We start from the raw sequence: 24319 nt of genomic DNA, 5'->3' as shown, positions 1-24319 counted from the left end.
TACCTGCGACCAGATATTCAATTTGGTTCATCACATTCGTGTGAATGAAATGAATATCCTGAACTTACTCACTCGTTGCTCAGTTTTGAGAGTTCAAACTCTCACATATGACTTCCAAAATATACTTGTATTCAAGTGTTGAGGAATTTGATATGATGTTCTTCCGGGATTAAAACCGGTGAATATTGCACCTTGAAAACTGGATACCGAAACGAAATTGCGTTTTAGAATATTCCTTTAAGCTGATCTTGTGTAAACAAGTGAAATAAAGGTAGCCAATAAGGAAAGATATTTTGCTTATAGCAAAAATCATTTTCTTATTGAACATCGACATTTTCTTTCTGCGAAAGAAAAGTCTAGGTTAAGCTACAAAGAGCACACGGAGGATGCCTAGGCGCCAGGAGCCGACGAAGGACGTGGCGAACAACGATAAGGCCTCGGGGAGCTGTAAGCAAGCTTTGATCCGGGGATGTCCGAATGGGGAAACCCGGCTGTCTTCATCGACAGTCACTACTCACTGAATTCATAGGTGAGTGAGAGGCAGACCAGGGGAACTGAAACATCTAAGTACCCTGAGGAAGAGAAAACAATAGTGATTCCGTCAGTAGCGGCGAGCGAACGCGGATTAGCCCAAACCAAGGAGCTTGCTCCTTGGGGTTGTGGGACGTCTCACATGGAGTTACAAAGGAACCGGTTAGATGAAGAGGTCTGGAAAGGCCCGCCAGAGAAGGTAAAAGCCCTGTAGTTCAAAACTTGTTCTCTCCGAGACGGATCCCGAGTAGTGCGGGGCACGTGAAACCCCGTATGAATCCGGCAGGACCATCTGCCAAGGCTAAATACTCCCTGGCGACCGATAGTGAAGCAGTACCGTGAGGGAAAGGTGAAAAGCACCCCGGAAGGGGAGTGAAATAGATCCTGAAACCGTGTGCTTACAAGAAGTCAGAGCCCGATCTATGGGTGATGGCGTGCCTTTTGTAGAATGAACCGGCGAGTTACGTTCCCGTGCAAGGTTAAGGTGAAGAGCTGAAGCCGCAGCGAAAGCGAGTCTGAATAGGGCGACTGAGTACGTGGACGTAGACCCGAAACCGGGTGATCTACCCCTGTCCAGGGTGAAGGTGCGGTAACACGCACTGGAGGCCCGAACCCACGCATGTTGAAAAATGCGGGGATGAGGTGGGGGTAGCGGAGAAATTCCAATCGAACCCGGAGATAGCTGGTTCTCCCCGAAATAGCTTTAGGGCTAGCCTCGGAAAGAAGAATCGTGGAGGTAGAGCACTGATTGGGTGCGGGGCCCGCAAGGGTTACCAAGCTCAGTCAAACTCCGAATGCCATAGATTTAGTTCCGGGAGTCAGACAGTGAGTGCTAAGATCCATTGTCGAAAGGGAAACAGCCCAGACCATCAGCTAAGGTCCCCAAGTGTGTGTTAAGTGGGAAAGGATGTGGAGTTGCACAGACAACCAGGATGTTGGCTTAGAAGCAGCCACCATTGAAAGAGTGCGTAATAGCTCACTGGTCGAGTGACTCTGCGCCGAAAATGTAACGGGGCTAAACACACCACCGAAGCTATGGCTTGATGCTTTTGCATCAGGGGTAGGGGAGCGTTGAATGCGGGTTGAAGGTGTACCGGAAGGAGCGCTGGACTGCATTCAAGTGAGAATGCCGGTATGAGTAACGAAAAGATCTGTGAGAATCAGATCCGCCGAAAGCCTAAGGGTTCCTGAGGAAGGTTCGTCCGCTCAGGGTAAGTCGGGACCTAAGGCGAGGCCGATAGGCGTAGTCGAAGGACAACAGGTAGAAATTCCTGTACCACCGTAATCCGTGATGAGCGATGGGGTGACGCAGTAGGGTAGTGACGCGGACTGATGGATGTCCGTCTAAGCAGTGAGGCTGATGTGTAGGCAAATCCGCACATCGTGAAGGCTGGGCTGTGATGGGGAGCGAAAATTATAGTAGCGAAGGTCATGATCTCAGACTGCCAAGAAAAGCCTCTAGCCAGGAGAAGGTGCCCGTACCGCAAACCGACACAGGTAGGCGAGAAGAGAATTCTAAGGCGCGCGGAAGAACTCTCGTTAAGGAACTCGGCAAAATGACCCCGTAACTTCGGGAGAAGGGGTGCCTCGGTAGGGTGAATAGCCCGAGGGGGCCGCAGTGAAAAGGCCCAAGCGACTGTTTAGCAAAAACACAGGTCTGTGCGAAGCCGCAAGGCGAAGTATACGGGCTGACGCCTGCCCGGTGCTGGAAGGTTAAGGGGAGTGGTAAGCCTTCGGGCGAAGCTATGAACCGAAGCCCCAGTAAACGGCGGCCGTAACTATAACGGTCCTAAGGTAGCGAAATTCCTTGTCAGGTAAATTCTGACCCGCACGAATGGCGTAACGACTTGGGCGCTGTCTCAACGAGAGATCCGGTGAAATTTTAATACCTGTGAAGATGCAGGTTACCCGCGACAAGACGGAAAGACCCCATGGAGCTTTACTGCAGCTTGATATTGAATTTGGGTACGATCTGTACAGGATAGGTGGGAGCCGTAGAATCTTGAGCGCCAGCTTGAGAGGAGGCATCCTTGGGATACCACCCTGATCGTATCTAGGTTCTAACTTGGTACCGTGATCCGGTGCGAGGACAGTGTCAGGTGGGCAGTTTGACTGGGGCGGTCGCCTCCTAAAGAGTAACGGAGGCGCCCCAAGGTTCCCTCAGAATGGTTGGAAATCATTCGAAGAGTGCAAAGGCAGAAGGGAGCTTGACTGCGAGACCTACAAGTCGAGCAGGGACGAAAGTCGGGCTTAGTGATCCGGTGGTACCGCATGGAAGGGCCATCGCTCAACGGATAAAAGCTACCCTGGGGATAACAGGCTTATCTCCCCCAAGAGTCCACATCGACGGGGAGGTTTGGCACCTCGATGTCGGCTCATCGCATCCTGGGGCTGAAGTAGGTCCCAAGGGTTGGGCTGTTCGCCCATTAAAGCGGTACGCGAGCTGGGTTCAGAACGTCGTGAGACAGTTCGGTCCCTATCTGTCGTGGGCGTAGGAAATTTGAGAGGAGCTGTCCTTAGTACGAGAGGACCGGGATGGACGTACCGCTGGTGTACCAGTTGTTCCGCCAGGAGCACCGCTGGGTAGCTATGTACGGAAGGGATAAGCGCTGAAAGCATCTAAGCGTGAAGCCCCCCTCAAGATGAGATTTCCCAGTATGTAAGACCCCTTGAAGACGACGAGGTAGATAGGTTGGGGGTGGAAGTGCAGTAATGCATGGAGCTGACCAATACTAATCGGTCGAGGGCTTATCCTAAGATAAAGCGCAATGAGTTTCGGATCCAGTTTTCAGGGTGTAAGTTCAGTATATCGTCAGCTCAAGGAGCTGAAGTTACACGAACAAACACACAGCATTTGGCGATGCTGATTCCTGAAAAAGAATTTGCGAGGCAAATTCATGTTTGGTGGCGATAGCGGAGGGGTTCCACACGTACCCATCCCGAACACGACCGTTAAGCCCTCCAGCGCCGATGGTACTTGGACCGCAGGGTCCTGGGAGAGTAGGACGTTGCCAAGCACAAAAAAAGAGCACAGCCTTAATGGCTGTGTTCTTTTTGTATATCCGATTCATTTTATCGTTCACATGAAGGGCTCATGACATGCCTCTGGTTAAAAGCACTACAATATTCTGATTGTTCCCTTGTATAGTGCTGCTGCTGGAGGACACTTAAGGCTTGAAGTTTACGGGTAATTTCCTTTTGCCATTTTGTATCTCCGACTTGTACGAAGATTAGAAGATCCAAATTCGGTTTTGTTTTAGAAAAAATCATGTTAAACTTTTCTCATAAAATAAACAGACTTTCAGAGGTGAGTTGTAGTGCTGGAACGATCTATGGAGAATACAAGGGATTTAAACAACGAAAAGGGAGTGATTTAAAGAAGAAAAGGAGACGATGAAGATGAGCACTTATCAAACAGTTATTAGTGATGGATTTGAGCTGAAATATACTATAAGAGGTAACGGAAAGCCGATATTGGTGATCGGCAGTAGTGTATATTATCCTCGCTTATTTTCAGACCATTTATATAAAAAGTTTCAGTTTATTTTCTTAGATCATAGAGGGTTTGCAAAACCGACTCGTGCTTTAAAACCAGAAGACTATACTTTGGATAAAGTCATTAATGATATAGAAACAGCAAGACGTTGCCTTCATTTAGATACATTTATTATATTAGGGCATTCCGGGCATGCTTTTATGGCTTTGGAATATGCTAAACAATTCCCAGGCTATGTTGAAAAAGTGGTGCTATTAAATTCAGCACCTACGAACAGCCAAGAAAGACAGCGGCAAAGCTTTTCATTCTTTTATGAAACGGCCAGTCCAGAAAGAAAGGACCATTTTGAAAAGGAAATTGCTTTATTAGAGAATGATATCAAAAGAGAGCCCGATAGAAGATTTGTTCACATGTGTATACGTACGGGAGCCCAAAGCTTTTATGATTATACCTATGATGCAGCTTATATGTGGAATGATGTACACACGAACATGCCTATCATAGATTATTTATGGGGAGAAGCCTTCGGAAAGATGGATTTGATACAGTCCTTGGCGGATGTCGATAAGCCCGTGTTTATTGGTCTTGGGAGATCTGATTACTTAGTCGCGCCTGTTTCATTATGGGATCGGGTCGATGATAGCTATACGAACGTAAAAAAGGTGGTTTTTGAACATAGTGGGCATAATCCGATGTTTGAAGAACCTCATTATTTTGATCAAACATTAACCGAATGGATTAATGAAAATCACTAGGATTTTAAAACGGTCGATTCCTATTATAAGGAGTCGACTTTTTTGATATTTGGAGCACAATAGCAAGGATCAGCAAGTTTAATTCAATTATGGCGTGTTCCATGACTTGACGAATCAATGAGGTTCTGTATAATTACCGGGAGATCATACTGTATTGATAGTCTATTTCCGTTTTTCTATATCCTATTTGGGAAAAGTCTATAGTTCATGGAACTTAACCATATAGCAAAGTTATGACATGGAGGTTGGGGGTCGTTATGAAATACGAAATTATTTTATTTGATGTTGATGATACGCTGTTTGATTTTAAAATGGCAGAGAGTCATGCGCTACATAATACGTTTGCCCAATTTGGATTGCCGCAAGGGGCCACTGAGTATAAATCTAGCTATGATGAGATCAACAGTTCGTTGTGGCGAGAGGCAGAGGAAGGACTTATTACCTCGGCACAGCTGCGGGTGGAAAGATTTAAACGATTGTTTACTGTTCATAAGCTAGACTTCAATCCAGACGCCTTTAGTGCTGCTTATTTACGTTATTTGGGTGAAGGAGCTTTTTTGATGGACGGAGCTGTTGAATTATGTGACGTACTATCTGAGTGTCGATTGGCGATCATTACGAATGGAATAAAAGAGGTCCAAACCTCCAGAATTCAGCTTTCCCCGTTGCGTCATGTGTTTGAGCAGATAATTATTTCAGAAGAAGTGGGTTACCAAAAGCCGCAGGCCGAAATTTTTGATTACGCATTTACCAAGCTAGCTATTTCAGATAAAAGTAAGGTCCTTATGGTGGGCGATTCTTTAACCTCTGATATTCAAGGAGGGAATAAGTACGGAATTGATACCTGCTGGTTCAACCCTGCGAGAAAAACAAATACATCCGGCATTCAACCCACTTATGAAATAGTAAGTTTGATGGAACTACCGAGTAGTGTACTTTCATTGCCTCCCGTACTGAACCATACATCTTTAGAATACTAGATAATAAGAAATTGAAGTCAGACTCTAGCAGGTTAAAATTGCATAGTATGATATGGAAAAGGAAAATCAAGGACTGTTATGAACTGAGATGTCTGAATAAAGAGAAACGGATTCGTTGTAGAACGAATCCGTTTTTCCTTTTATTTCCTATTGCGATATTGAAGCAAATCCCTTCATTTTGATTAGCAGGAGATCGCTTTAAGGCGGAAGGTAGAACTGGCAAAATCCCCAGTAAGATCCGAGACAACAAGCCCAATTTTCATTAAGCGGTCACCTCCAAAAATTTCGCCGTCAAACGCTACACGGAAAGGGGAAACGCCATCTTCAGCCGAGGTATTAATAGGATCTGAAGTATTGCCGGTCGCACCGGTTTCGATTATATACTTTTTGGCTGGGTCAAGTCCTTTTAGAGTTAGTCGCCGGATAGGTCCATTTGGCTCAGCCAGCACACGGAAGTAAGCGACAAAAGCTTCGGACTGGTCCTCGCTAACAAACATCCAGGCAGTATCGCCTCGGCCTTCAAACGGACTAAGAAGTCGATACATATCTCCCTGCTGTACAAGGGAACGGATTTCTTTATACTGGGCAATTTGTCTGGCAGCGAGCTCTTTTTCTTCATTTGTAAATGCAGTAAGGTCAAGTTCGTAGCCAAAATTCCCGCTCATTGCCACGTCGCCACGTATGGCGAGGGAAGTGTTTCGTCCCACCTGGTGGTTCGGCACGTTCGATACGTGGGCCCCCATAGTACTGGCCGGATACACGATGCTGGTGCCGTACTGGATCGCCAATCTTTCAATAGCATCAGTGTCATCACTGGTCCATGTCTGCGGCATATAGTAGAGCATCCCTGGATCGAATCGTCCGCCTCCGCCGGAACAGCTTTCAAACAAGATATCCGGGAACCGTGAGGTCAGGCGTTCCAGCAGATCATATAGTCCGAGCATATAACGGTGCGCAGTTTCCTTTTGACGTTCGCTAGTAGCGGTAGCCGAAGCGATCTCCGTCATATTACGATTCATGTCCCACTTGACATAAGTAATTGGAGCGATCGAGAATACGGAGCTAAGCGTCTCGTACAAGTAATCGCATACTTCTTTGCGGGAGAGATCAAGCACCAATTGGGATCGACCTTCCGTCCGCCGTCGACCTTCTGCATGCAGGCACCAGTCGGGATGGGTGCGGTACAGTTCACTATCAGGTGATACCATTTCCGGCTCAACCCACAAGCCAAACTGTAATCCTTGTTCATTAACTCGTTTGGCCAAGTCGGTAAGACCACCAGGTAGCTTGCGGCGGTCTTCGAACCAGTCTCCAAGCGAACTGTTATCGTTGTCACGATTGCCAAACCAACCGTCATCAAGGACAAATAGCTCAATTCCAAGAGGTCCCGCTTCTTTGGCAATCGCCTCAATTTTATCAGCGTCGAAGTCAAAATATGTGGCTTCCCAATTATTTACGAGAATCGGGCGTTCCTTGTCGCGATAAGTTCCCCGGCACAGACGTGTGCGGTAGAGTCGGTGATAGGTGCGCGACATGCCCCCAAGACCTTCTTCGGAAAAGACCAGCACGGCTTCAGGGGTCTGGAATGACTGACCCGGTTCAAGCCGCCAGGAGAAGTCAAAAGGATTGATTCCGATACTTACACGGGTCTGATTAAACTGCTCGACTTCCGCCTGCGCAACGAAGTTGCTGCTGTAGATTAGACTGAAGCCATACACATCCCCACGATCTTCTGTTGCATCAGGACGAAGCAGTGCCAGAAAGGGATTCATTTGGTGACTGCTGGAGCCCCGTCGGCTTTCCAAGCGAATGGCGCCGGGCCCAAGATCGCGGCGCTGAATATGTCTTTCCCGAACCCAGGCACCAGATAAATAGAGAGCTTGGTAATTGGAATCGGCGAAGTCGACAGAGGCGCTCATCGCATGTTCAATATTCATGACAGCGCTTCCCTTATGTTCAAAAAGAGTAGACCTAGCAATGGCGCTATGGTTCGCAAACACAGTATAAAGCAGTGTAGCCTTAAGGCCTGAGTGTTGATCCTCGAGGATCAACAAGAGAGTTGTTGCTTCATCATCCGATTCGGTATAGACGGAAGGAAGTCCTTCGAGCTTGGGTTTACCCGGTTTAATACGGTAACCACTATATTTTAGCTCTGTAGTCCGAGTTCCATCGGCAAGCGCAACTTGATAAGCCGGCTGACGGAAGTCGCTTGTTCCATACTGTGGATATTCCTGTGGAAGCGTATCCAAAGAAAGCGTACGACTGGAAGAATCGGGAGTGGGGGAGAAGGAACAGCGTTCTCTAAGCTCCAATATACTTGCAAGATTTTGGTCATGATGAAGTTGAGCTCCCCAATAGACATGTGCAGGATATCCTTCTGCAAGTTGGATAATATAGCTGCAATCCTTGGACTGCAGGTGAAACAAACCAAGCGACTCGTTAACATGAATGTTCATGATATTCACTCCTTAGGGGTTATCATCTCGATTGTTTTACGTAAGGATACTTATCAATGACAAATGACTCTTAAGAATTGATTTTACTGTTTAAGCATGAGCTTTCCCGTATGACAAGCTTAGTCCCGATCACGTTGTACGCAGGTGGTTCACGTCCCTCAAACCGTTCAGAGAGCAGCTGTACAGCAGCCTTTCCCATCTGTTCGGGATAGGCACGCACTGTAGTTAGCGGAGGCTGAACGAAGGCCGCCATCTCAATGTCGTCGAAGCCGACAACAGCCATATCTTCTGGTACCTTGACTCCATGTCCATGAAGGGCGCGGAGAGCACCGATGGCGAGCGGATCACTTGCAGCGAAGCAGGCTGTTGGTCGTTCCTGCTCGGCTAGGAGCTCATTCATCATGAGATATCCATCCGCTGTACTCCAGGCGCCTACCCGGACGAATTGAGGATTGTACAATCCTCGTTCCCGCATAAATCGTTCAAAATAATGCGCCCTTCGCTCTCCGTCGCTCTTGCCACCGATAAATCCGATTTGTCGGTGGCCAAGCTCGAGCAGATGTCCGAGTGCCTGATCAACCGCTTGCCGGAAATGGAGGCGTACGGAATCGTATTCTAGCTGCTCATGGTACTGGTCAACAAGGACAATGGTGTTCTTGTCTGGATACAGCTTGGACACCTCTTCAGGATCAACGCCTCCTACGACAATCAGACCGTCCGCCTTCTGCAAGGTGCCGAGAGATGAGCGGCCTCTCAGCGTCTGCCCCAATGTCAGGCCAAGCTCTTCACAGCGTAGTTCGATTCCACGGCGGATTGAAGCGTAATACGGATCGTCCCTTTCCTCCTCAATGGAACACCACAGCAGGAGGGCGACCGTTTTCCCGGCACGTTCCGTATTCCGCTTTAACTGCCTCAGCCGGGAAGGCTTATACCCAAGCTGTTCAGCAATTAAAAAAACTCTGTTTTTGGTGTCTGGACTCACGGACAGTGACAGATCGTTATTTAAAACCCTTGAAACGGTTGCGGCAGACACACCCGCTTCGCGGGCAATGTCTTTAATGGTTGCCAAAGAGCTCACACCTTTTTAGTTAATAATTTTACTAAAAATCGACTTTATCCTAACATATCCTTTTGCCACTTTCAAGATGGAGCGTTGAATTTTTTTAACAATATTTTAGTTCTACTACTGTTCAGATTAGTTGTGTTAACATGATGAATATTCTTTGATGACGGAGGGGGTTTATTTGAATATTCTGTCCCTAGCTCGTAAGTGGTTTGGTCGCCTTCGCTTTAAAAGCAAGGTTATAGCGGTATTTCTCCCGCTAATCATTATTTCTCTGCTCATTCTTGGACTTGTGTCCAATCAACTTTTCAGCCGTTCATTGATAGAGCAAACTACCAGCAACGTAGTGGACGAATCGCAGCTTATCCTGTCCCGGACCGACTACATATTCAGTAGTGTGGAAACAGCGGCCAATATTATGGTCACGAATATTAACCGCATGTATGATTCATACGGCGCTAGACCTGATACTGCTATGGATCGTGTTCAATTTGGAAACCTGATGCAAAGCCGCCTATCTATTGACTTGTCTATCTTTCGCGAGGTGGATGCGGCGGTATTTATTGATACTGAAGGGACAATTTTCGCTTCTTATACCGAAAGTGGGGACGATAGCAAAGTCGATAGCATGCTCAAACGGGTAAGGGAATCTGAAAGTTATGGACAGGCACTCTGGTTTGATATGGAGAAAAGAGATTTCCTAACACCAGATCCAAACTCTCCGGTTTTGACGCTGGGAAAGATGGTCATTAATATAGACACCGGCGACCCCTATGGAACGCTTTTTCTTCTGGTAAAGGAAGAAGGTTTGTCTGATTATTTTCGTTCCAGCGATCCCGATACGAACAAATCTTATTATTTTTTAGATAACGAGATGCGTGTGGCTGTGGCAGAAGACAATGGGATGCTGATGAAGCCAGTGAGTTCACAGTTGGCGGAGGCCATCCAAGGCTGTGGATCTAATGTGTCCCCAAAAACATGCTCATTTGAGGACGGCGGCAATCTCGTAACGGTCAATGATTATAACCGAATGGGTTGGAAGCTAGTCAATATTGTTTCTCTTAGCCTGCTTACAGCTGATGTCCGGCAAAATGTAAGGCTTTCACTCTTAATCGGCGTATTCTGTCTTGCTTTTTCCTGGCTCGGTGCTAGCTTTCTGTCCAAAATGGTCGTTAGCCCGCTCGAACAACTGACTAGAGCCATGCGAAAAGTAGTAACCGGCGATTTACAATCGGTTGCGACAGTCCGAACAGAAGATGAAATTGGTACCATTGCTGAAGCTTTTAACTTTATGATAAGACGGATTAGGGAGTTGCTGGATGAAGTTAGGCAGGAGCAAAACCGCAAGCGTGAATATGAACTCGCACTGATGACCGCTCAAATAAAACCGCATTTTCTGTACAACACTTTAGATACCATTTATGCACTGAATGAGCTGGATCGTAATGATGAGGCTAGAGATACTACGAAGGCGCTGGCAGATTTTTATCGAATGGTGCTGAATAAGGGACGGGAACTCATTATTTTAGAGAAGGAAGCTCAGATTACGGATGATTACCTGACAATTCTGCAAATCCGTTATCCCGATGTGTTCCGCTATGAAGTGGATATCCCTTCAGAGCTTGCGGGTACACCGATTCCGAAACTCTCGCTCCAACCACTTGTCGAGAATTCGATTTACCATGGTCTTAAAAAGAAAGGAACCAAAGGTTTTATCCGTATTTTCGCTTTTAAACAGAACGATAGGGTGATCGTCCGGGTAGAGGACAACGGTGTGGGAATGAACGAAGTTCAAGTTCAGAACATTATGTCCAGACATTTACCGAAAGAAGGAATACGATCAATCGGTACCTACAGTGTTCAGCAACGGCTGAGCCTGTATTTTGGCGAGGAGTACGGGATATCCGTGCAGAGTGTTCTCGGAGAGGGAACCATTGTTGACCTGTCGCTACCAACGCTGCCAAAGGGGAGTGAACACCAAGATGTATAAAGTGATGATTGTTGATGATGAGCCGCTGTTCCGAGACTTTCTGCGAATTAAGATAGACTGGGAAAGTCACGGCTTTCGAGTTTGCTGCGAAGCAAGGAACGGGCGGGAAGCGCTTCAGGAAGCCGAGCGGCATCAGCCGCATCTTGCCCTCGTTGATATCAATATGCCATTTATTGACGGAATTGAATTAGCCCAGAGATTGAAAGTCAAGTTCGAACGAATCGTAATTGTATTCATATCCGGGCATAACGAGTTTGAGTATCTACAGAAGGCCGTTCGAACTGGAGTGCAGGATTATTTGCTGAAACCGTTCAATGCCGAAGAAATGCTTTCAATGTTGGAGCGTATTAAGCCGAAATTACCAGTGCTTCCACAGGAGAGCGAAAGCGCAGAGTTAAGGGGACAGGGCGGCGAAGCGTTGCATAGCAGAGCAGGTATGCCTGATTTGGGCCATCTACGCGATGCGGTTGTGCTTGACCTCCGAATGAAAGACAGTGAAACGCTAGAGGAGGTCCGCAAGGCAATCCGTCAGCTTAGTAAATATAACTGGGGAGACGAATACGCAGATGCGATGCTTATGGGAATCGTATCTTTAGCCCTTTCCTTTGCCAGTGAACGAGGCATTCCTTATGACCGGCTATGGGAAAATGGAGGAGACAATTCTCCTTACGAACGGCTGCGGGAGTTAGATTCCTGGGAGGCTGCTGAAGGTTGGATGCTCGCCCTATACCGCAAGCTGATCCAACTGATGGAGAATATGCGTCCGACGAAGGCTTCCAATTTATTTGCGGCGGCGATCAACTATATTGAGGAACATTATGCAGACTCAGAGCTGTCTGCTGAGCAGGTTTCGTGCGGAGTTTTCGTCGATCCCAGCTACCTGCGCCGCGTATTTCGCAAGGAGTCTGGCTTTTCCATAGTGGATCATATTACACACATCCGAATGAAGAAGGCTAAGGAGCTTTTGCTGAAAGGAAATCGGAAGCTGTCAGAAATCGCCGAAAGTGTAGGATACAGTGACCCTAATTATTTCAGCAAATGTTTCAAGAAACGTTTTGGTATGACACCCACTGAATATGAACAACTCAAAAAGAGGTAGCATCTGCCTTGTGTGGCAGAACACATCGATTTAAGCCTGGCGGTTTTCCTATATGGAGGACCGCTGCTCTATTTGTCCCGTTTTTTACTGATAATACCCGTTTTATTCCTTAAAGAAGAAAAGAGGCAGCGGTATACTGTAGTCAAGCAAATGAAAGCGTAATCATCAAAGACTCTTCATGAGGGGGAAAAACAAATGAAAAAAAATCTCAGAATTTGGAGTGCAGCCTTGCTAGTGCTCACCATGTCCGTCGGATTGGTCGCTTGTGGTGAAGACAACTCAGCCTCTTCCAATAACGGATCAGGGGACGGAACGATTAAATTGAAGGTGTATGCGCAGCATTTCGATGACGATACCATAAAGCCGTTCGATTATGCGGTGGAAGAGCTCAAGAAGAAGATGCCAGACGTAGAAATTGAACTAGATCCTGCCGTGCAGGACGGGGGACAGAAGCTTAAAACTTATGCAGCAACGGGCAACATGCCAGATATCTATTTAGCGGATTGGCCTGTCCTGCAAACTTTTGCAAAATCGAAAAATGTCGAGGTGCTGGACAACTATGACACAACTGCCGAATTCAAAAAGAATCTTAACCCAGGTGTGGAATCGCGTTTGGTAGCTCCTGATAATCATGTGTATGCTTATCCCGAGACTGGTATTGAATTCCAAATGATCTATTACAACAAGTCAATTTTTGAGAAGGTAGGAATCAAGACACCACTTAAGACGATTGACCAGATGGCCGATGCAGCTAAGAAGTTGAAAGCTGCTGGTTATGTACCGATGTCAATCTTTGCTAAAGAAAAATGGATTACGACCGCTTTTTATAATGGGCTGGTTACAAGAGAGCAACCACGTGGATTCGGAGCACTTGAGGAGAAGGGTGTAAAAGCATTGCCAGAAGCATTCGTAACAGCGGCACAGCAGATGAAGCAACTGCAAAGAGCCGGATTGTTCGATGCCAACGCCACGAACACCAATTATGATCAGGCATCGTCCCTATTTTATCAGGGCAAAGCTGCCATGTTCGTAAATGGACAATGGGAAATCTACAGCTCCCAGGAAAAGCTGGGCGATCAAGTCGACTGGATGTACTGGCCTGCAAAGGATGAAGCAACCTACGAGAATTCCAAATATTTTATTGACGGCTCAGGTTCTCCACAAGGTTACGCAGTATCAGCGAATAGCAAAAATAAGGAAACAGCCGTAAAGGTAGCGGCATTCCTTGCCTCAAAATCAGCAGAGTACAGATACTCCCAGCTTGGAAGTCCAATTGTTCCAGTGAAAGTTGATAAACCAATGGCCTCCAATGTTCCAGCAATGATGCAGCGAGTTGTTAAAGAGTTGTTACCAAATGCGCAGGAATATGCTCAACTTCTGAGTAATACAAAAATTCAGAACACGATTAATGACAATACTCAGAATATGATGGTAGACAACTTTTCAGAAAACGATTTTGTAAGCAATCTGAATAACACATTGAATAAAGAAAACTGAGAATTCAGGAAACGGCAACCCTTGGCGCATAAGGCGCTGGGGGGGGCTGTTTCAAAGATAAGGGGTGGAAGCAAGACATGAATAAATATTTAGGGAACAAATCAGCGCTCGCACTGTTTCTCCTCCCTGCTTTGATACTGTATAGCGTGATACTGATATATCCCGTTCTGCAAACCGTTCTTCGCAGCTTTTATGATTGGGATGGCCTGAGTACGTTGACTTTTTCAGGATTGAATAATTACCGGGAGTTGTTCTCTGATCCTCTACTTGCTACTTCGCTTAAGAACGGATTGATCTTTGCAATTGTACTGGCAGTCTTTCAGATCGGACTGGGAACGATATTGGCACTAATCTGTGCGGACCCACGTACACGCGGGCGGAAAATACTGAAAACCGCTTATTTTATCCCAGTTGTCCTATCGGTAACTGTGGTATGCCAGCTGTGGATTGCAATTTATGATCCAACCAACGGATTAATCAACCGACTGTTTGATCTCTTGAACATTCCGTATCAGCAAAATTGGTTGAGCTCCCCAACAACATCCATTATTGCCATCGCCTTTGTTAATGCTTGGCAGTTTATGGGATACCAATTCTCGTTGTTATATGCGGGAGTTAAGTCAATACCCGAAGACTACTTTGAGGCTGCCACGATTGACGGTTGTAGCAAATGGAAAGCGCATCTGCATGTTACGCTTCCTTTAATGAGAGAAACGTACAAATTTTGCTTCATTATCGCGATAACCTCTGGAATAGGGGCATTTGTGCAGATGCTGATTATGACAAATGGTGGGCCCGGTACTACAAACTATACACTGACATTCATGATTTATCGCTATGCTTTTATGGAGAGCAACTATGGTTATGCGTGTGCTGTATCCGTGCTACTTGTATTAATCTCGCTATTGGCAACTGTAGTTATCAATAAGCTGTTCGACCGCGGACAAACCGCCTGATGAGGCGTGTATTGAAAAGGAGAACGAAATGAGTAAAACCGCTTTGAGCAAGTTCAGACATGCTGCCCTGCAGATACCACTGTGGTTGTATCTAATTGTTTCGGTCTACCCGTTGTTTTGGATGGTATCCTACTCGTTAAAGAACAACGATGAGATCTTCGTCTCTAACCCATTTGGACTGCCAACGCATTTTCGATACGAAAATTATATTAATGCCTGGACACAATTTAATATTCCCCGTTACTTTCTGAACAGTCTGGTCGTATCCACGATTTCGACTCTGTTTATCCTTTTACTAGCTCTGATGTTTGCCTTCGCAGTGGCTCGTATGAGGTGGAGATTTCGTTCTACCGTCCGGACTTATATGACCATAGGAATGTTTATGCCGCTTCAGGTTATCATGATACCGCTGGCGATTCTGGTTCGCGATTTTAATCTAACGAATACGTATGGAGCTCTTATTCTTCCTTATATCGCAATTGGCCTTCCTTTCTCGTCCATGATTTTCTATGGGTTCCTTACAGGAATCCCTAAGGAGATAGAAGAGGCAGCATGCATGGATGGAGCTAATATTTATAGACTGTTCCTGAAAATCATTGTACCCCTTGCATTACCTGCAATTGCAACTGTAGCCATTTTTCAATTTTTGAACAACTGGAATGAGTTCACTTTGGCCTATATTCTCATTTCTGATGAAAATATGAAGACATTGCCGCTAGGCTTGCTTTTCTTCCAAGGTTCTTATAGTACAGATTGGGGAGCCATGGGGGCTGTTATGACTATTGCCTCCTTACCGATGGTACTCGTGTATCTGTTCTTGAGTGAACAAGTGGAGCGGGCGATGACGGTAGGTTCCGCTGTAAAAGGATAAAAATAGACTTGCAAGCAAACTGCCTGGGTTAAGGATCACCAACAGATCCTCTAATCCAGGCAGTTTGTTCGATAACGACATCAGACAATAAAATCGATATTTTCCACTATAATAGATAATAATATCCCCTTTTTTTGGGTGGTTTTTCTTTATAATGAAGGCGCACCCATAACAATTAAAGGAGCTGATATGTTTTGACTCGTAACCAACGCTTAAGAAAATGGTCCACGATCCTGTTAACGGTGCCTATGCTCACGATGTTCACCTCAGCTGCAATGGCCGAGCAGGATATGAACGGGCATAAGCCTCCGAATTCTGCTGGAAGCGGCGTGTTTTACGAAATTTATATTAATTCTTTTTATGATTCGAATGGGGACGGACATGGTGATTTAAAGGGTATTACACAAAAGCTTGATTACTTAAACGATGGCAATCCCCGTTCGGGCAAGGATTTGCAGGTCAGCGGTCTCTGGCTCATGCCACTGAATCCGTCTCCAAGCTACCATAAATATGATGTAACTGATTACTATCAGGTGGACCCGCAGTACGGGAATCTGAATGATTTCCGCACCTTGACGAAAGAAGCGAAAAGAAAGGGTGTCAAGGTGATCATCGACCTTGTTATCAATCATTCGAGCAGCGAGCACCCTTGGTTCAAGGAGGCCAGCGCCAACTCGCAAAGCAAATACCATGACTATTACGTATGGGCAGATAAGAATACAAATCTGGATGAGAAGGGATCATGGGGCCAGCAGGTATGGCATAAGAATCCGTATGGCGAAGGGTATTTCTACGGTACCTTCTGGTCGGGGATGCCGGATCTGAACTTTGACAATCCCGAAGTCCGCAAGGAAATGATCAAAGTCGGCAAGTATTGGCTACAGCAGGGTGCAGACGGATTCCGGCTTGATGCGGCGATGCATATTTTTAAAGGGCAAACGAAGGATGGCGCAGATAAAAACATTGCGTGGTGGAATGAGTTCCGTTCCGAGATGGAAAAGATAAATCCAAATGTATATCTGGCAGGAGAAGTATGGGATAAACCGGAGACAATAGCTCCTTATTACGAATCGCTCCACTCTCTGTTTAATTTTGATCTGGGCGGAACGATTTTGAACTCCGTGAAAAACGGCCAGGATCAGGGTATCGCAACATTCGCAGAGAAAACGCTAAAGCTGTACAAATCATACAATAGGGCGGCACTCGATGCTCCGTTCCTAAGCAATCATGACCAGACCCGTGTTATGAGCGAGCTGGGCGGGGATGTGCGAAAAGCCAAACTGGCTGCATCCATTCTTTTGACGTTGCCGGGCCAGCCATTTCTCTATTACGGGGAAGAGATCGGCATGAAGGGAGAGAAGCCCGATGAGTTTCTTCGGGAGCCTATGCGCTGGTACAAGGGAGAAGGTCTCGGTCAAACGAAGTGGGAGGAGCCCAAATACAACAAAGGCGAAGTATCGGTGGAAGCGCAGTTGCGGGACAATGATTCCCTGCTGGCAAGCTACCGTACGCTTATCCGCCTGAGGGAAGAACATGAGGCTCTTCGCAGCGACAATCTAGAACCGTTCCAAGCAGGTTCTGCCAACGTGGCGGCATACAAACGTTCCTCAGGCAAAGAAACATTGTATGTATATCATAACCTGTCAGGAGAGTCGGTTACCCTCCAGATGAAAGATCGGGATAAGCAGAAGAGGAAAGTAGTCTACTCCAGCTCAAAGGATGTGAAAGTAAAGAAAGATACGGTGAAGATTCCCGCCTACAGCTCTTTGATTACCAAAGAAGATAGAAAGAGCTGAGCTACGCAAACTTACAGCCACAATAAGGATGGACATTTATTGGTAAACCCAGTGGGGGTGTGAAAAACACCCCTCGTAAGGAGGAAGCAACATTCTAAAAACGAATTACTGATTCATGATTAGGATCAAGAGTCATATGAGGAAGCTTGTAAAAAAGCAAAATTTGCAGCAGGGATGGCCGGTTCCATGCGAGACAACTTAATAAATATGCTCCAAGAAATAGGATTGCAGATTTTTTGAAGGTGTCGCATGTACGTAATTAATTGATTCAGACTGCTCGTTGTTACATACAACTTCTTTAAACCACCTAGATCATAATAACCCCCTTTTTTTGGGGAAAGATTTCCTTTATAATGAAAGCGTATGCAATAACATCTTACGGATAGCTGCTTGGCAATAACCTATTTACAATTGAATTCGATCCGTGAGCAACCGTTTGATAGGTGGTGGCTCAATTTAGGAGTGGAAGGAAAATGAAAATGGACAATCGGAAATACAATGTAGTTATTATTGGTTATGGAGGTATGGGAAGCTACCATGTTCAATTAATTGAACCTATTGAGCAGCTTGCCATTGGCGGTGTATATGATATTGTTGATTATCGGATGGAATTGGCTGCAGCAGCCGGCTATAAAACTTATGCCAGTCTAGAGGCTGTTCTCGGCGATCAGGACGTAGATATTGTATTAATAGCAACGCCTAATGACGTTCATAAAGAAATCGCGATCCAAGCACTGCAAGCTGGCAAACATGTCATTTGTGAAAAGCCAGTTACGATAACGAGCGCAGATTTCTTAGATATTGTCGAGGTGGCCAAGCAAGAAAATCGTCTGTTTACAGTACATCAGAATCGCAGATGGGATGAAGACTTCCGGATTGTCAAAGATATAATCAATAAGAAGACCGTTGGCGATCTTTTCCACCTGGAATCGCGGGTTCAGGGAGCTAACGGCATTCCAGGAGACTGGCGGCAATTAAAGGCGTATGGTGGAGGAATGCTGTTGGATTGGGGAGTGCATCTGTTGGACCAGCTTCTTCAGATTACGGACAGCCAAATCGAAAGCGTGACTGCTACCTTAAGTTATATTCTAGGGACAGAAGTGGATGACGGCTTTACCAGCTTGATTGAGTTCAAGGACGGTCTTACAGCGGTCATTGAAGTAGGTACAACGAATTACGTAAAGTTGCCGCGTTGGTATATTAAAGGAACTGAAGGAACAGCAGTGATCAAGGATTGGGATTTGAGCGGAGAGATTGTCACCCGAAATCCAGATGTCGCTCACGTGGAACCCAAACCGATTCAAGCAGGTCAAGGGTTGACGAAAACGATGGCACCGCCGTCTGAGGAATCCACCCTTAAGTTCCCGATTGAGAAAATACCTGCTGCAGCAGAAAGCTTTTACGAAAATTTTGTCTCCACCATCGAAGGAAAAGCCGAGCTTGCGATCAAAAGCGAAGAAGTGCACCGTGTACTGGTGCTGATCGAGACCATTTTTGAGGCAGCAGCGACTAAAAGCGTGATTCGAAGATCGATTTAAAAGAAACGCAGAGTCTTTCACAAATTTTGGAATGGAATAATTTGAGAGCATGGGCAGGCGGATATGGCCCGTGAAAGAACCCCTTTTATCCTCATAGTGAGGACAAAGGGGGTTCTTGTTTAATCTACCCTGAATATAGCCAGCAGAAATTTTAGTCTGTTTTACACTTCAACAGCTTCGGGTCTTTTCACTTGGAGAGGAGGTGGAATTAACCATCCTTTTTCTTTAGACATTTGAAGAATCTTAACGCCTAAAGCAGTTTTGGTAGCATGATATTTTGCAAACAAAGCCCCTATATCCTCTCTGATGGATTGACCCATCACTTGACTACAAGCCACCAGTCCCAATGATGTATCAGACGCAATTTTAGCGGCGATCTCCGGGTCAGTAAACCGCGCACCCACAGGAATATCTTCAAGTTTCACTGGAGGTCTTTCTGGTAAGGCTGGCGCTGGGGCAATCCCATTGTCAGTAAGAAGCGTATCACACTCCTTAATTTCAAGTTTCGCTTGATCAATGAGTGCATCCAATATTCTTCTCAAATCCTTATCACCTGCATGATTCAGGAATGCTTGGTAGAAAGACAGAGCTCCTTTCGCGGCCAATGAAAATTGCCAAACACCGGAAATTTCACCATAGTGCATAGGTTCGTCTTTTGGATTCCCACTTAATATTCCCATCATAACCGCTCCTTTAATATTTTTTACACCAATCTTATAGTTCCAATTAATGATTAAAAGTATCCAAATAAATTTGTAAATACACAATAGAATAAGGAGCGGATTTTTGGAGAAATTATATGCATCACACTTTCAGGGAGGATTCCTTTTTATGAAAAAACAAATAGTCACAGCGGTAACTTCCATTTGCTTATTTGCAGCTTTAGCGACCCCTTCTTTAGCACAAAGTCCAAATGTAAATGCAGCCAATGACCCAGCTCAAAACCCTTATCAAAGTAACAATCCAACTTATAACGCTAACAATGTACGAGCAAACGCCGTAGATAATGACAACGATATGGATTGGGGTTGGCTTGGCTTGCTTGGTTTGATAGGACTGGCTGGAATGCGCAGAAAAGTATCTGACCATAAATAATTTGCAAATTAAAATCAATTTCAAAACAAAACACCTTCAGAAGATGCATTCCTAAGCATGGAAGCTGACTTGAAAGGTGTTTTTGTGTTGTTTTGACCATTTCCAGTAACCCTGATAGAATTAATTATTCCCTATGGTGACTCCTATAATGTGTGTAATTTATACTTCAGAATAGAACGGATGAGTCGTAATGCATAACAACAATACTATCGAACTTTTAAATATTTGGCTGTCCCTTACTAAACTCCAATCGAACATAAACGATGAATTGGAACGTGCACTTCAAGAAAACTATAGTTTATCCTTAAATGAATTTTTGGTTCTGTATTTCTTATCTCAAACTGAGGAAAAGAAATTGAGATTGCAGCATTTACAAGAGATGGTTGGGTTAAGCCAAAGTGCATTATCTAGACTGGTAGTCAGAATGGAAGCAAAAAGCTGCGGAGCTTTGCAAAGACATATATGTGAAGATGATCGTCGGGGAATCTATACAAGCATGACCGATTTTGGTGAAAAGAAATTTGATAGAGCGCTCGAAACCTTCAACCAGATTCTGGAGTCAGTCCTTTCAAAAGATGACTTGAAGCAAAAATTACAATCACTTATTGAAAAAATATAATACTTTCATATAAATTAAAACTTAATACGAAAGTTAATGCTTGAATAGAGCAAGATTTAATCCTAGGTCTAGAGAATACAATCTCTGGGCCTTTATTACGTAAACGCATAGTTTAAACGATAGTTGACAAATAAAAAATGCTTGCTGTATTATATGCATGTGCATGCATTTAATATAGTGTTCACTATAAAACCTAGAAAGGGGTCTTTCTTAATGAAAGATTTATTTAGTGCTTATAAATTTAAAGGCTTGGAATTAAAGAACCGGGTCGTCATGCCTCCAATGTGTCAATATTCTGTTGAAAAAAAAGATGGTATAGCTACCGATTGGCATTTCATGCACTACGTAAGTCGTGCAATTGGTGGAACTGGATTTATTATAATTGAAATGACCGATGTGGAACCGGATGGACGGATTTCTGATTTCGACCTGGGATTGTGGTCTGATGAGCAAATTCCTGCATTGAAAAGAATTGTAGATGCCTGCCATAGTTATGGAGCAAAAGTAGGTATCCAAATTGCTCATGCTGGACGTAAAGCAGAAGATGCTGAGGTGCCTGTTGCTCCGTCCGCTATTCCATTTGATGAGAAATCTAAATTACCTAGAGCTCTTTCAACACAAGAAGTTAAAGAAATGGTGGAGAAGTTCCGCGGTACTGTAGCACGTGCTGTGAAGGCCGGAGTTGATGCCATTGAATTACATGGAGCTCACGGATACTTAATCCATCAATTTCACTCTCCTCTGACCAACCAAAGAGATGATGAATACGGGAAAGATCTTACAAAGTTTGGTCGGGAAATTATTGAGGCAGCCAAGGCAGAGATGCCGGAAGACATGCCGCTTATCATGCGCATTTCTGCTAAAGAATACGTAGAAGGAGGATACGACATTCAAGAAAGCATTTCTTTTGCCAAAGAATATCAACAAGCAGGAGTAGATATTTTTGATATTTCTTCAGGCGGGGAAGGACCTATCGCTGCGTGGGGTAGACCAGGCAGTCACGCAGCATACCAAGTGACACTTGCTCGAGAAATCAGACAAGCACTCGAAGTTCCAGTCATTGCAGTCGGAAGACTCGATGATCCGATCCTGGCAAACGCTGTAGTAGGAAATGAGGACGCAGATCTTGTGGCTGTCGGGAGAGGAATGTTAAGAAACCCTTATTGGGCTCTTGAGGCGGCAACAAACTTGAAAAAAGAAACAACGATCCCGAAACAGTATACTACAGGTTTTTAAATACAGTTTCTGCTGGTAGAAATATAGGGGACTGCAATTATCGAAGTGAAAATGACTCAAAAGCAACCGACATATCGGTTGCTTTTTTATTTATTGTGGTCAAACATTTAGTAAGCATATGTTAACAAAATTCACTATACTGGAATGGTTATAGAGCTTGAATAATGTAAGTAAATAAAGGAGGTCTATATGTATGAAGAAGACTCATACCTCTGACCATATTAAAATTCCGCCAGGATTTTGGACGGGATTACACGAATTAGGAATTTCTGCTCACGACGTAGCTCATAAAGCACGGCTGCCGCTTAACATTATGACAGAACCAGTAGTCACCCCAGCCCAATATTTCGCGATCTGGCAGGCTTATTCCGATCTCATTGGTGACACTGCCAAAGGAATCATCAAGCTTGCAACCGTCTTTGAAACAACGAAGTACCCACCGACCGTCTTAGCGAGTTACCACGCTCGTAACTACCGCGACGCTCTAAATCGAATGGCTGGGTACAAACAATTATGTCCCCCTGAAACCTTACGTATCACTGAAGAGGGCGAGCACTGTACAATCGAACTGGAATGGCTGTATACCGAGCAGCCTGGTCCACCGATGCTGGTCGGTATTACGCTGGCATGTCTTCTGGAGCTTGGGCGCCGGGGCACTGGTCAACCTTTGACGGCACAGCTTGTGGAATTTTCGCAATCAATGGGCGATGTACAAGCTCTTGAAGCTTACTTCGGTTGCCGTATCCGGATTGATGCAAAATGTAATCGAATGACGCTACATCGAAGAGATCTGGACCTCCTTTTTGTTTCGTACAACGAAGAATTGCTGGAGATTCTCACTCCCGTCCTAGACCGATCTCTGGCTGAACAGCAGCGCAACTGCTCCATTACCGAAATGGTCAAATGGATTATAAAACGGAGCCTCACAGGAGGACGCCCTGATATTGAGGCTATCGCGAAGGAACTCAACATGAGCGATCGCACGTTGCAGCGCCGGCTCACTGACCAAAACACGAACTTTAAGCATCTGCTGACACAAGCTAGACATGAGCAGGCACGAAAGTACTTGGCAGACCCATCGCTTGATATTAAAGAAGTAGCTTTCTTGATTGGATATGAAGACCAGAACTCATTCTATCGGGCTTTCCGCCTTTGGGAAGGTGACACTCCTTTAAATTGGCGTACTAAACATTTAGCTGCAAACTCAATATCAGAAGGACAGCTCGGAAGACCGTCTATTCATTAATAGATTCCAGACTAGCCAATTGTTCAGAGAGCTAGTTTTATTGAGTTTTATCAATTGGCGTGTGAAACAAGAATTTTGGCGCAATATGCTAGTTACTGAACAATTCAGGCAAGGTAATATAATCAGGACTCTTTAAAAGGCTGATCTTAACATAGTTTGGAAGTAGAGAAAAAGGAGAAATGTATGGTGGATATGGGTTTAAACAATAAAACTGCTTTAATTACAGGATCAACGAAAGGTATAGGTAAAGCAATAGCGATTGAACTTGCCAAAGAAGGTGTGAATGTACTTATTAATGGACGGAATTATGATGAGGTAGAACAAACAGTAAATGAAATAAAGTCAAAGTTCCCAACTACCTCTCCCCAAAATGCTACGGCCGATATTGTGGATAAAGAGCAAAGAAAAGCATTATTTGAAAAATACCCCGAAGTTGATATTTTGGTTAACAATATGGGTATTTACGAAATTATGCAGTATGAGGACGTTGACGATGAAGTGTGGGAAAAATACTTCCGTACTAATGTTCTTGCTGCAAATGGATTAGCTAAATTTTACTTATCTAAAATGTTGAAAAACGATTATGGACGCATTGTTTTCATTGCGAGTGAAGAAGCAATTATGCCTTCAGGACAAATGCCTCAATATTGTATGACCAAATCCATGCTGCTATCATTGTCAAAAAGCTTGTCTAAATTAACAAGAGATACAGAAGTTACCGTTAATACGATCATGCCTGGACCAACACTTTCTGAAAAAGTACATCAAATCATTGAGGGGATTTACACCAATGAAAATATGACTTTTTCAGAAAAAGAGAAACAATTTATGGCCGCAAACCTGCCTCAATCCGAAATACAGCGATTTATTAGACCTATTGAAATCGGTAGATTAGCCGCATTTGTATGTAGCCCATATGCGTCTGCATTTAAGGGTTCTCCAATCCGTATGGATGGGGGAATGGTGCCAACTATTTTTTAATATTTTTACTACGAACAGGGCTTCGCTGCGTTTTACCGTAATGCATCAAGCACATCATCGAGCGCAAATCCTGTCCTGATGAGACAAGCTAATTTACCTTTGCATAAAGGGATT

Annotated in this window: 17 protein-coding genes and 2 rRNA genes; 16 read left to right on the top strand and 3 right to left on the bottom strand. The window is 44.8% G+C overall.

Annotated elements, in window-relative coordinates:
• Positions 1 to 359 precede the first annotated feature (359 nt).
• From ACXHJ2_RS11035 to ACXHJ2_RS11020, 4 genes are all read left to right on the top strand, one after another.
• Positions 360 to 3287, top strand: a 23S ribosomal RNA gene (locus ACXHJ2_RS11035).
• A gap of 144 nt (positions 3288 to 3431) precedes the next feature.
• A 5S ribosomal RNA gene (gene rrf / locus ACXHJ2_RS11030) occupies positions 3432 to 3548 on the top strand.
• A gap of 382 nt (positions 3549 to 3930) precedes the next feature.
• On the top strand, positions 3931 to 4782 hold the full coding sequence (locus ACXHJ2_RS11025) for an alpha/beta fold hydrolase (RefSeq protein WP_165084046.1): 852 nt from the start codon (positions 3931 to 3933) through the stop codon (positions 4780 to 4782).
• 257 nt (positions 4783 to 5039) lie between these two features.
• Positions 5040 to 5762, top strand: coding sequence for a YjjG family noncanonical pyrimidine nucleotidase (locus ACXHJ2_RS11020; protein ID WP_165084045.1), 723 nt, complete (start codon positions 5040 to 5042; stop codon positions 5760 to 5762).
• A gap of 182 nt (positions 5763 to 5944) precedes the next feature.
• Here ACXHJ2_RS11020 and ACXHJ2_RS11015 read toward each other — a convergent pair whose 3' ends face one another.
• Both ACXHJ2_RS11015 and ACXHJ2_RS11010 read right to left on the bottom strand, forming a co-directional pair.
• The gene (locus ACXHJ2_RS11015; protein ID WP_165084043.1) at positions 5945 to 8218 is read right to left on the bottom strand and encodes an alpha-galactosidase; all 2274 of its coding nucleotides are present in this window, start codon (positions 8216 to 8218) and stop codon (positions 5945 to 5947) included.
• Positions 8219 to 8288: 70 nt separating this feature from the next.
• Positions 8289 to 9287 carry a LacI family DNA-binding transcriptional regulator gene (locus tag ACXHJ2_RS11010; RefSeq protein WP_058831411.1) on the bottom strand — a complete coding sequence of 333 codons (999 nt, stop codon included), beginning with the start codon at positions 9285 to 9287 and terminating at the stop codon, positions 8289 to 8291.
• 175 nt (positions 9288 to 9462) lie between these two features.
• Here ACXHJ2_RS11010 and ACXHJ2_RS11005 point away from each other — a divergent pair, with 175 nt between their 5' ends.
• From ACXHJ2_RS11005 to ACXHJ2_RS10975, 7 genes are all read left to right on the top strand, one after another.
• A complete protein-coding gene (locus ACXHJ2_RS11005; protein ID WP_014599749.1) occupies positions 9463 to 11271 on the top strand; it encodes a sensor histidine kinase in 1809 nt (602 codons plus the stop codon).
• Positions 11264 to 12370 carry a response regulator transcription factor gene (locus ACXHJ2_RS11000; protein WP_165084041.1) on the top strand — a complete coding sequence of 369 codons (1107 nt, stop codon included), beginning with the start codon at positions 11264 to 11266 and terminating at the stop codon, positions 12368 to 12370. Before ACXHJ2_RS11005 ends, ACXHJ2_RS11000 begins: the two co-directional genes overlap by 8 nt.
• Before the next feature lie 195 nt (positions 12371 to 12565).
• Complete coding sequence (locus tag ACXHJ2_RS10995) at positions 12566 to 13867, top strand: ABC transporter substrate-binding protein (protein WP_025678389.1); 1302 nt, start codon at positions 12566 to 12568, stop codon at positions 13865 to 13867.
• A gap of 77 nt (positions 13868 to 13944) precedes the next feature.
• Positions 13945 to 14823 carry a carbohydrate ABC transporter permease gene (locus tag ACXHJ2_RS10990; protein ID WP_025678388.1) on the top strand — a complete coding sequence of 293 codons (879 nt, stop codon included), beginning with the start codon at positions 13945 to 13947 and terminating at the stop codon, positions 14821 to 14823.
• 28 nt (positions 14824 to 14851) lie between these two features.
• A complete protein-coding gene (locus tag ACXHJ2_RS10985; RefSeq protein ID WP_013371135.1) occupies positions 14852 to 15694 on the top strand; it encodes a carbohydrate ABC transporter permease in 843 nt (280 codons plus the stop codon).
• Positions 15695 to 15888: 194 nt separating this feature from the next.
• Positions 15889 to 17490: an alpha-amylase family glycosyl hydrolase gene (locus ACXHJ2_RS10980; protein ID WP_165084039.1), complete on the top strand. Its 1602-nt coding sequence runs from the start codon at positions 15889 to 15891 to the stop codon at positions 17488 to 17490.
• Between the two features lie 473 nt (positions 17491 to 17963).
• A complete protein-coding gene (locus ACXHJ2_RS10975; RefSeq protein WP_165084038.1) occupies positions 17964 to 19028 on the top strand; it encodes a Gfo/Idh/MocA family oxidoreductase in 1065 nt (354 codons plus the stop codon).
• 161 nt (positions 19029 to 19189) lie between these two features.
• Here ACXHJ2_RS10975 and ACXHJ2_RS10970 read toward each other — a convergent pair whose 3' ends face one another.
• A complete protein-coding gene (locus ACXHJ2_RS10970; RefSeq protein WP_165084052.1) occupies positions 19190 to 19708 on the bottom strand; it encodes a DUF3231 family protein in 519 nt (172 codons plus the stop codon).
• Positions 19709 to 19859: 151 nt separating this feature from the next.
• Here ACXHJ2_RS10970 and ACXHJ2_RS10965 point away from each other — a divergent pair, with 151 nt between their 5' ends.
• The 5 genes from ACXHJ2_RS10965 to ACXHJ2_RS10945 all read left to right on the top strand — a co-directional run bounded on the left by ACXHJ2_RS10965 (position 19860) and on the right by ACXHJ2_RS10945 (position 24205).
• Positions 19860 to 20123, top strand: a complete 264-nt coding sequence (locus ACXHJ2_RS10965) for a WGxxGxxG family protein (RefSeq protein ID WP_013371139.1) — start codon at positions 19860 to 19862, stop codon at positions 20121 to 20123.
• 190 nt (positions 20124 to 20313) lie between these two features.
• Positions 20314 to 20742, top strand: coding sequence for a MarR family winged helix-turn-helix transcriptional regulator (locus tag ACXHJ2_RS10960; protein ID WP_040101355.1), 429 nt, complete (start codon positions 20314 to 20316; stop codon positions 20740 to 20742).
• Positions 20743 to 20955: 213 nt separating this feature from the next.
• Positions 20956 to 21978 (top strand): NADH:flavin oxidoreductase/NADH oxidase, encoded by a 1023-nt coding sequence (locus tag ACXHJ2_RS10955; RefSeq protein WP_165084036.1) that lies wholly within the window; start codon positions 20956 to 20958, stop codon positions 21976 to 21978.
• A 193-nt stretch (positions 21979 to 22171) separates the two neighbouring features.
• Positions 22172 to 23224 (top strand): helix-turn-helix transcriptional regulator, encoded by a 1053-nt coding sequence (locus ACXHJ2_RS10950; RefSeq protein ID WP_165084034.1) that lies wholly within the window; start codon positions 22172 to 22174, stop codon positions 23222 to 23224.
• Positions 23225 to 23410: 186 nt separating this feature from the next.
• Positions 23411 to 24205 (top strand): SDR family NAD(P)-dependent oxidoreductase, encoded by a 795-nt coding sequence (locus ACXHJ2_RS10945; RefSeq protein ID WP_040103728.1) that lies wholly within the window; start codon positions 23411 to 23413, stop codon positions 24203 to 24205.
• Positions 24206 to 24319: the final 114 nt, after the last annotated feature.

Source organism: Paenibacillus sp. ALE3 (assembly GCF_054113405.1).
The sequence above is the reverse complement of the archived record's forward strand: the minus strand, read 5'-3'. Positions and strand labels throughout refer to the sequence as shown.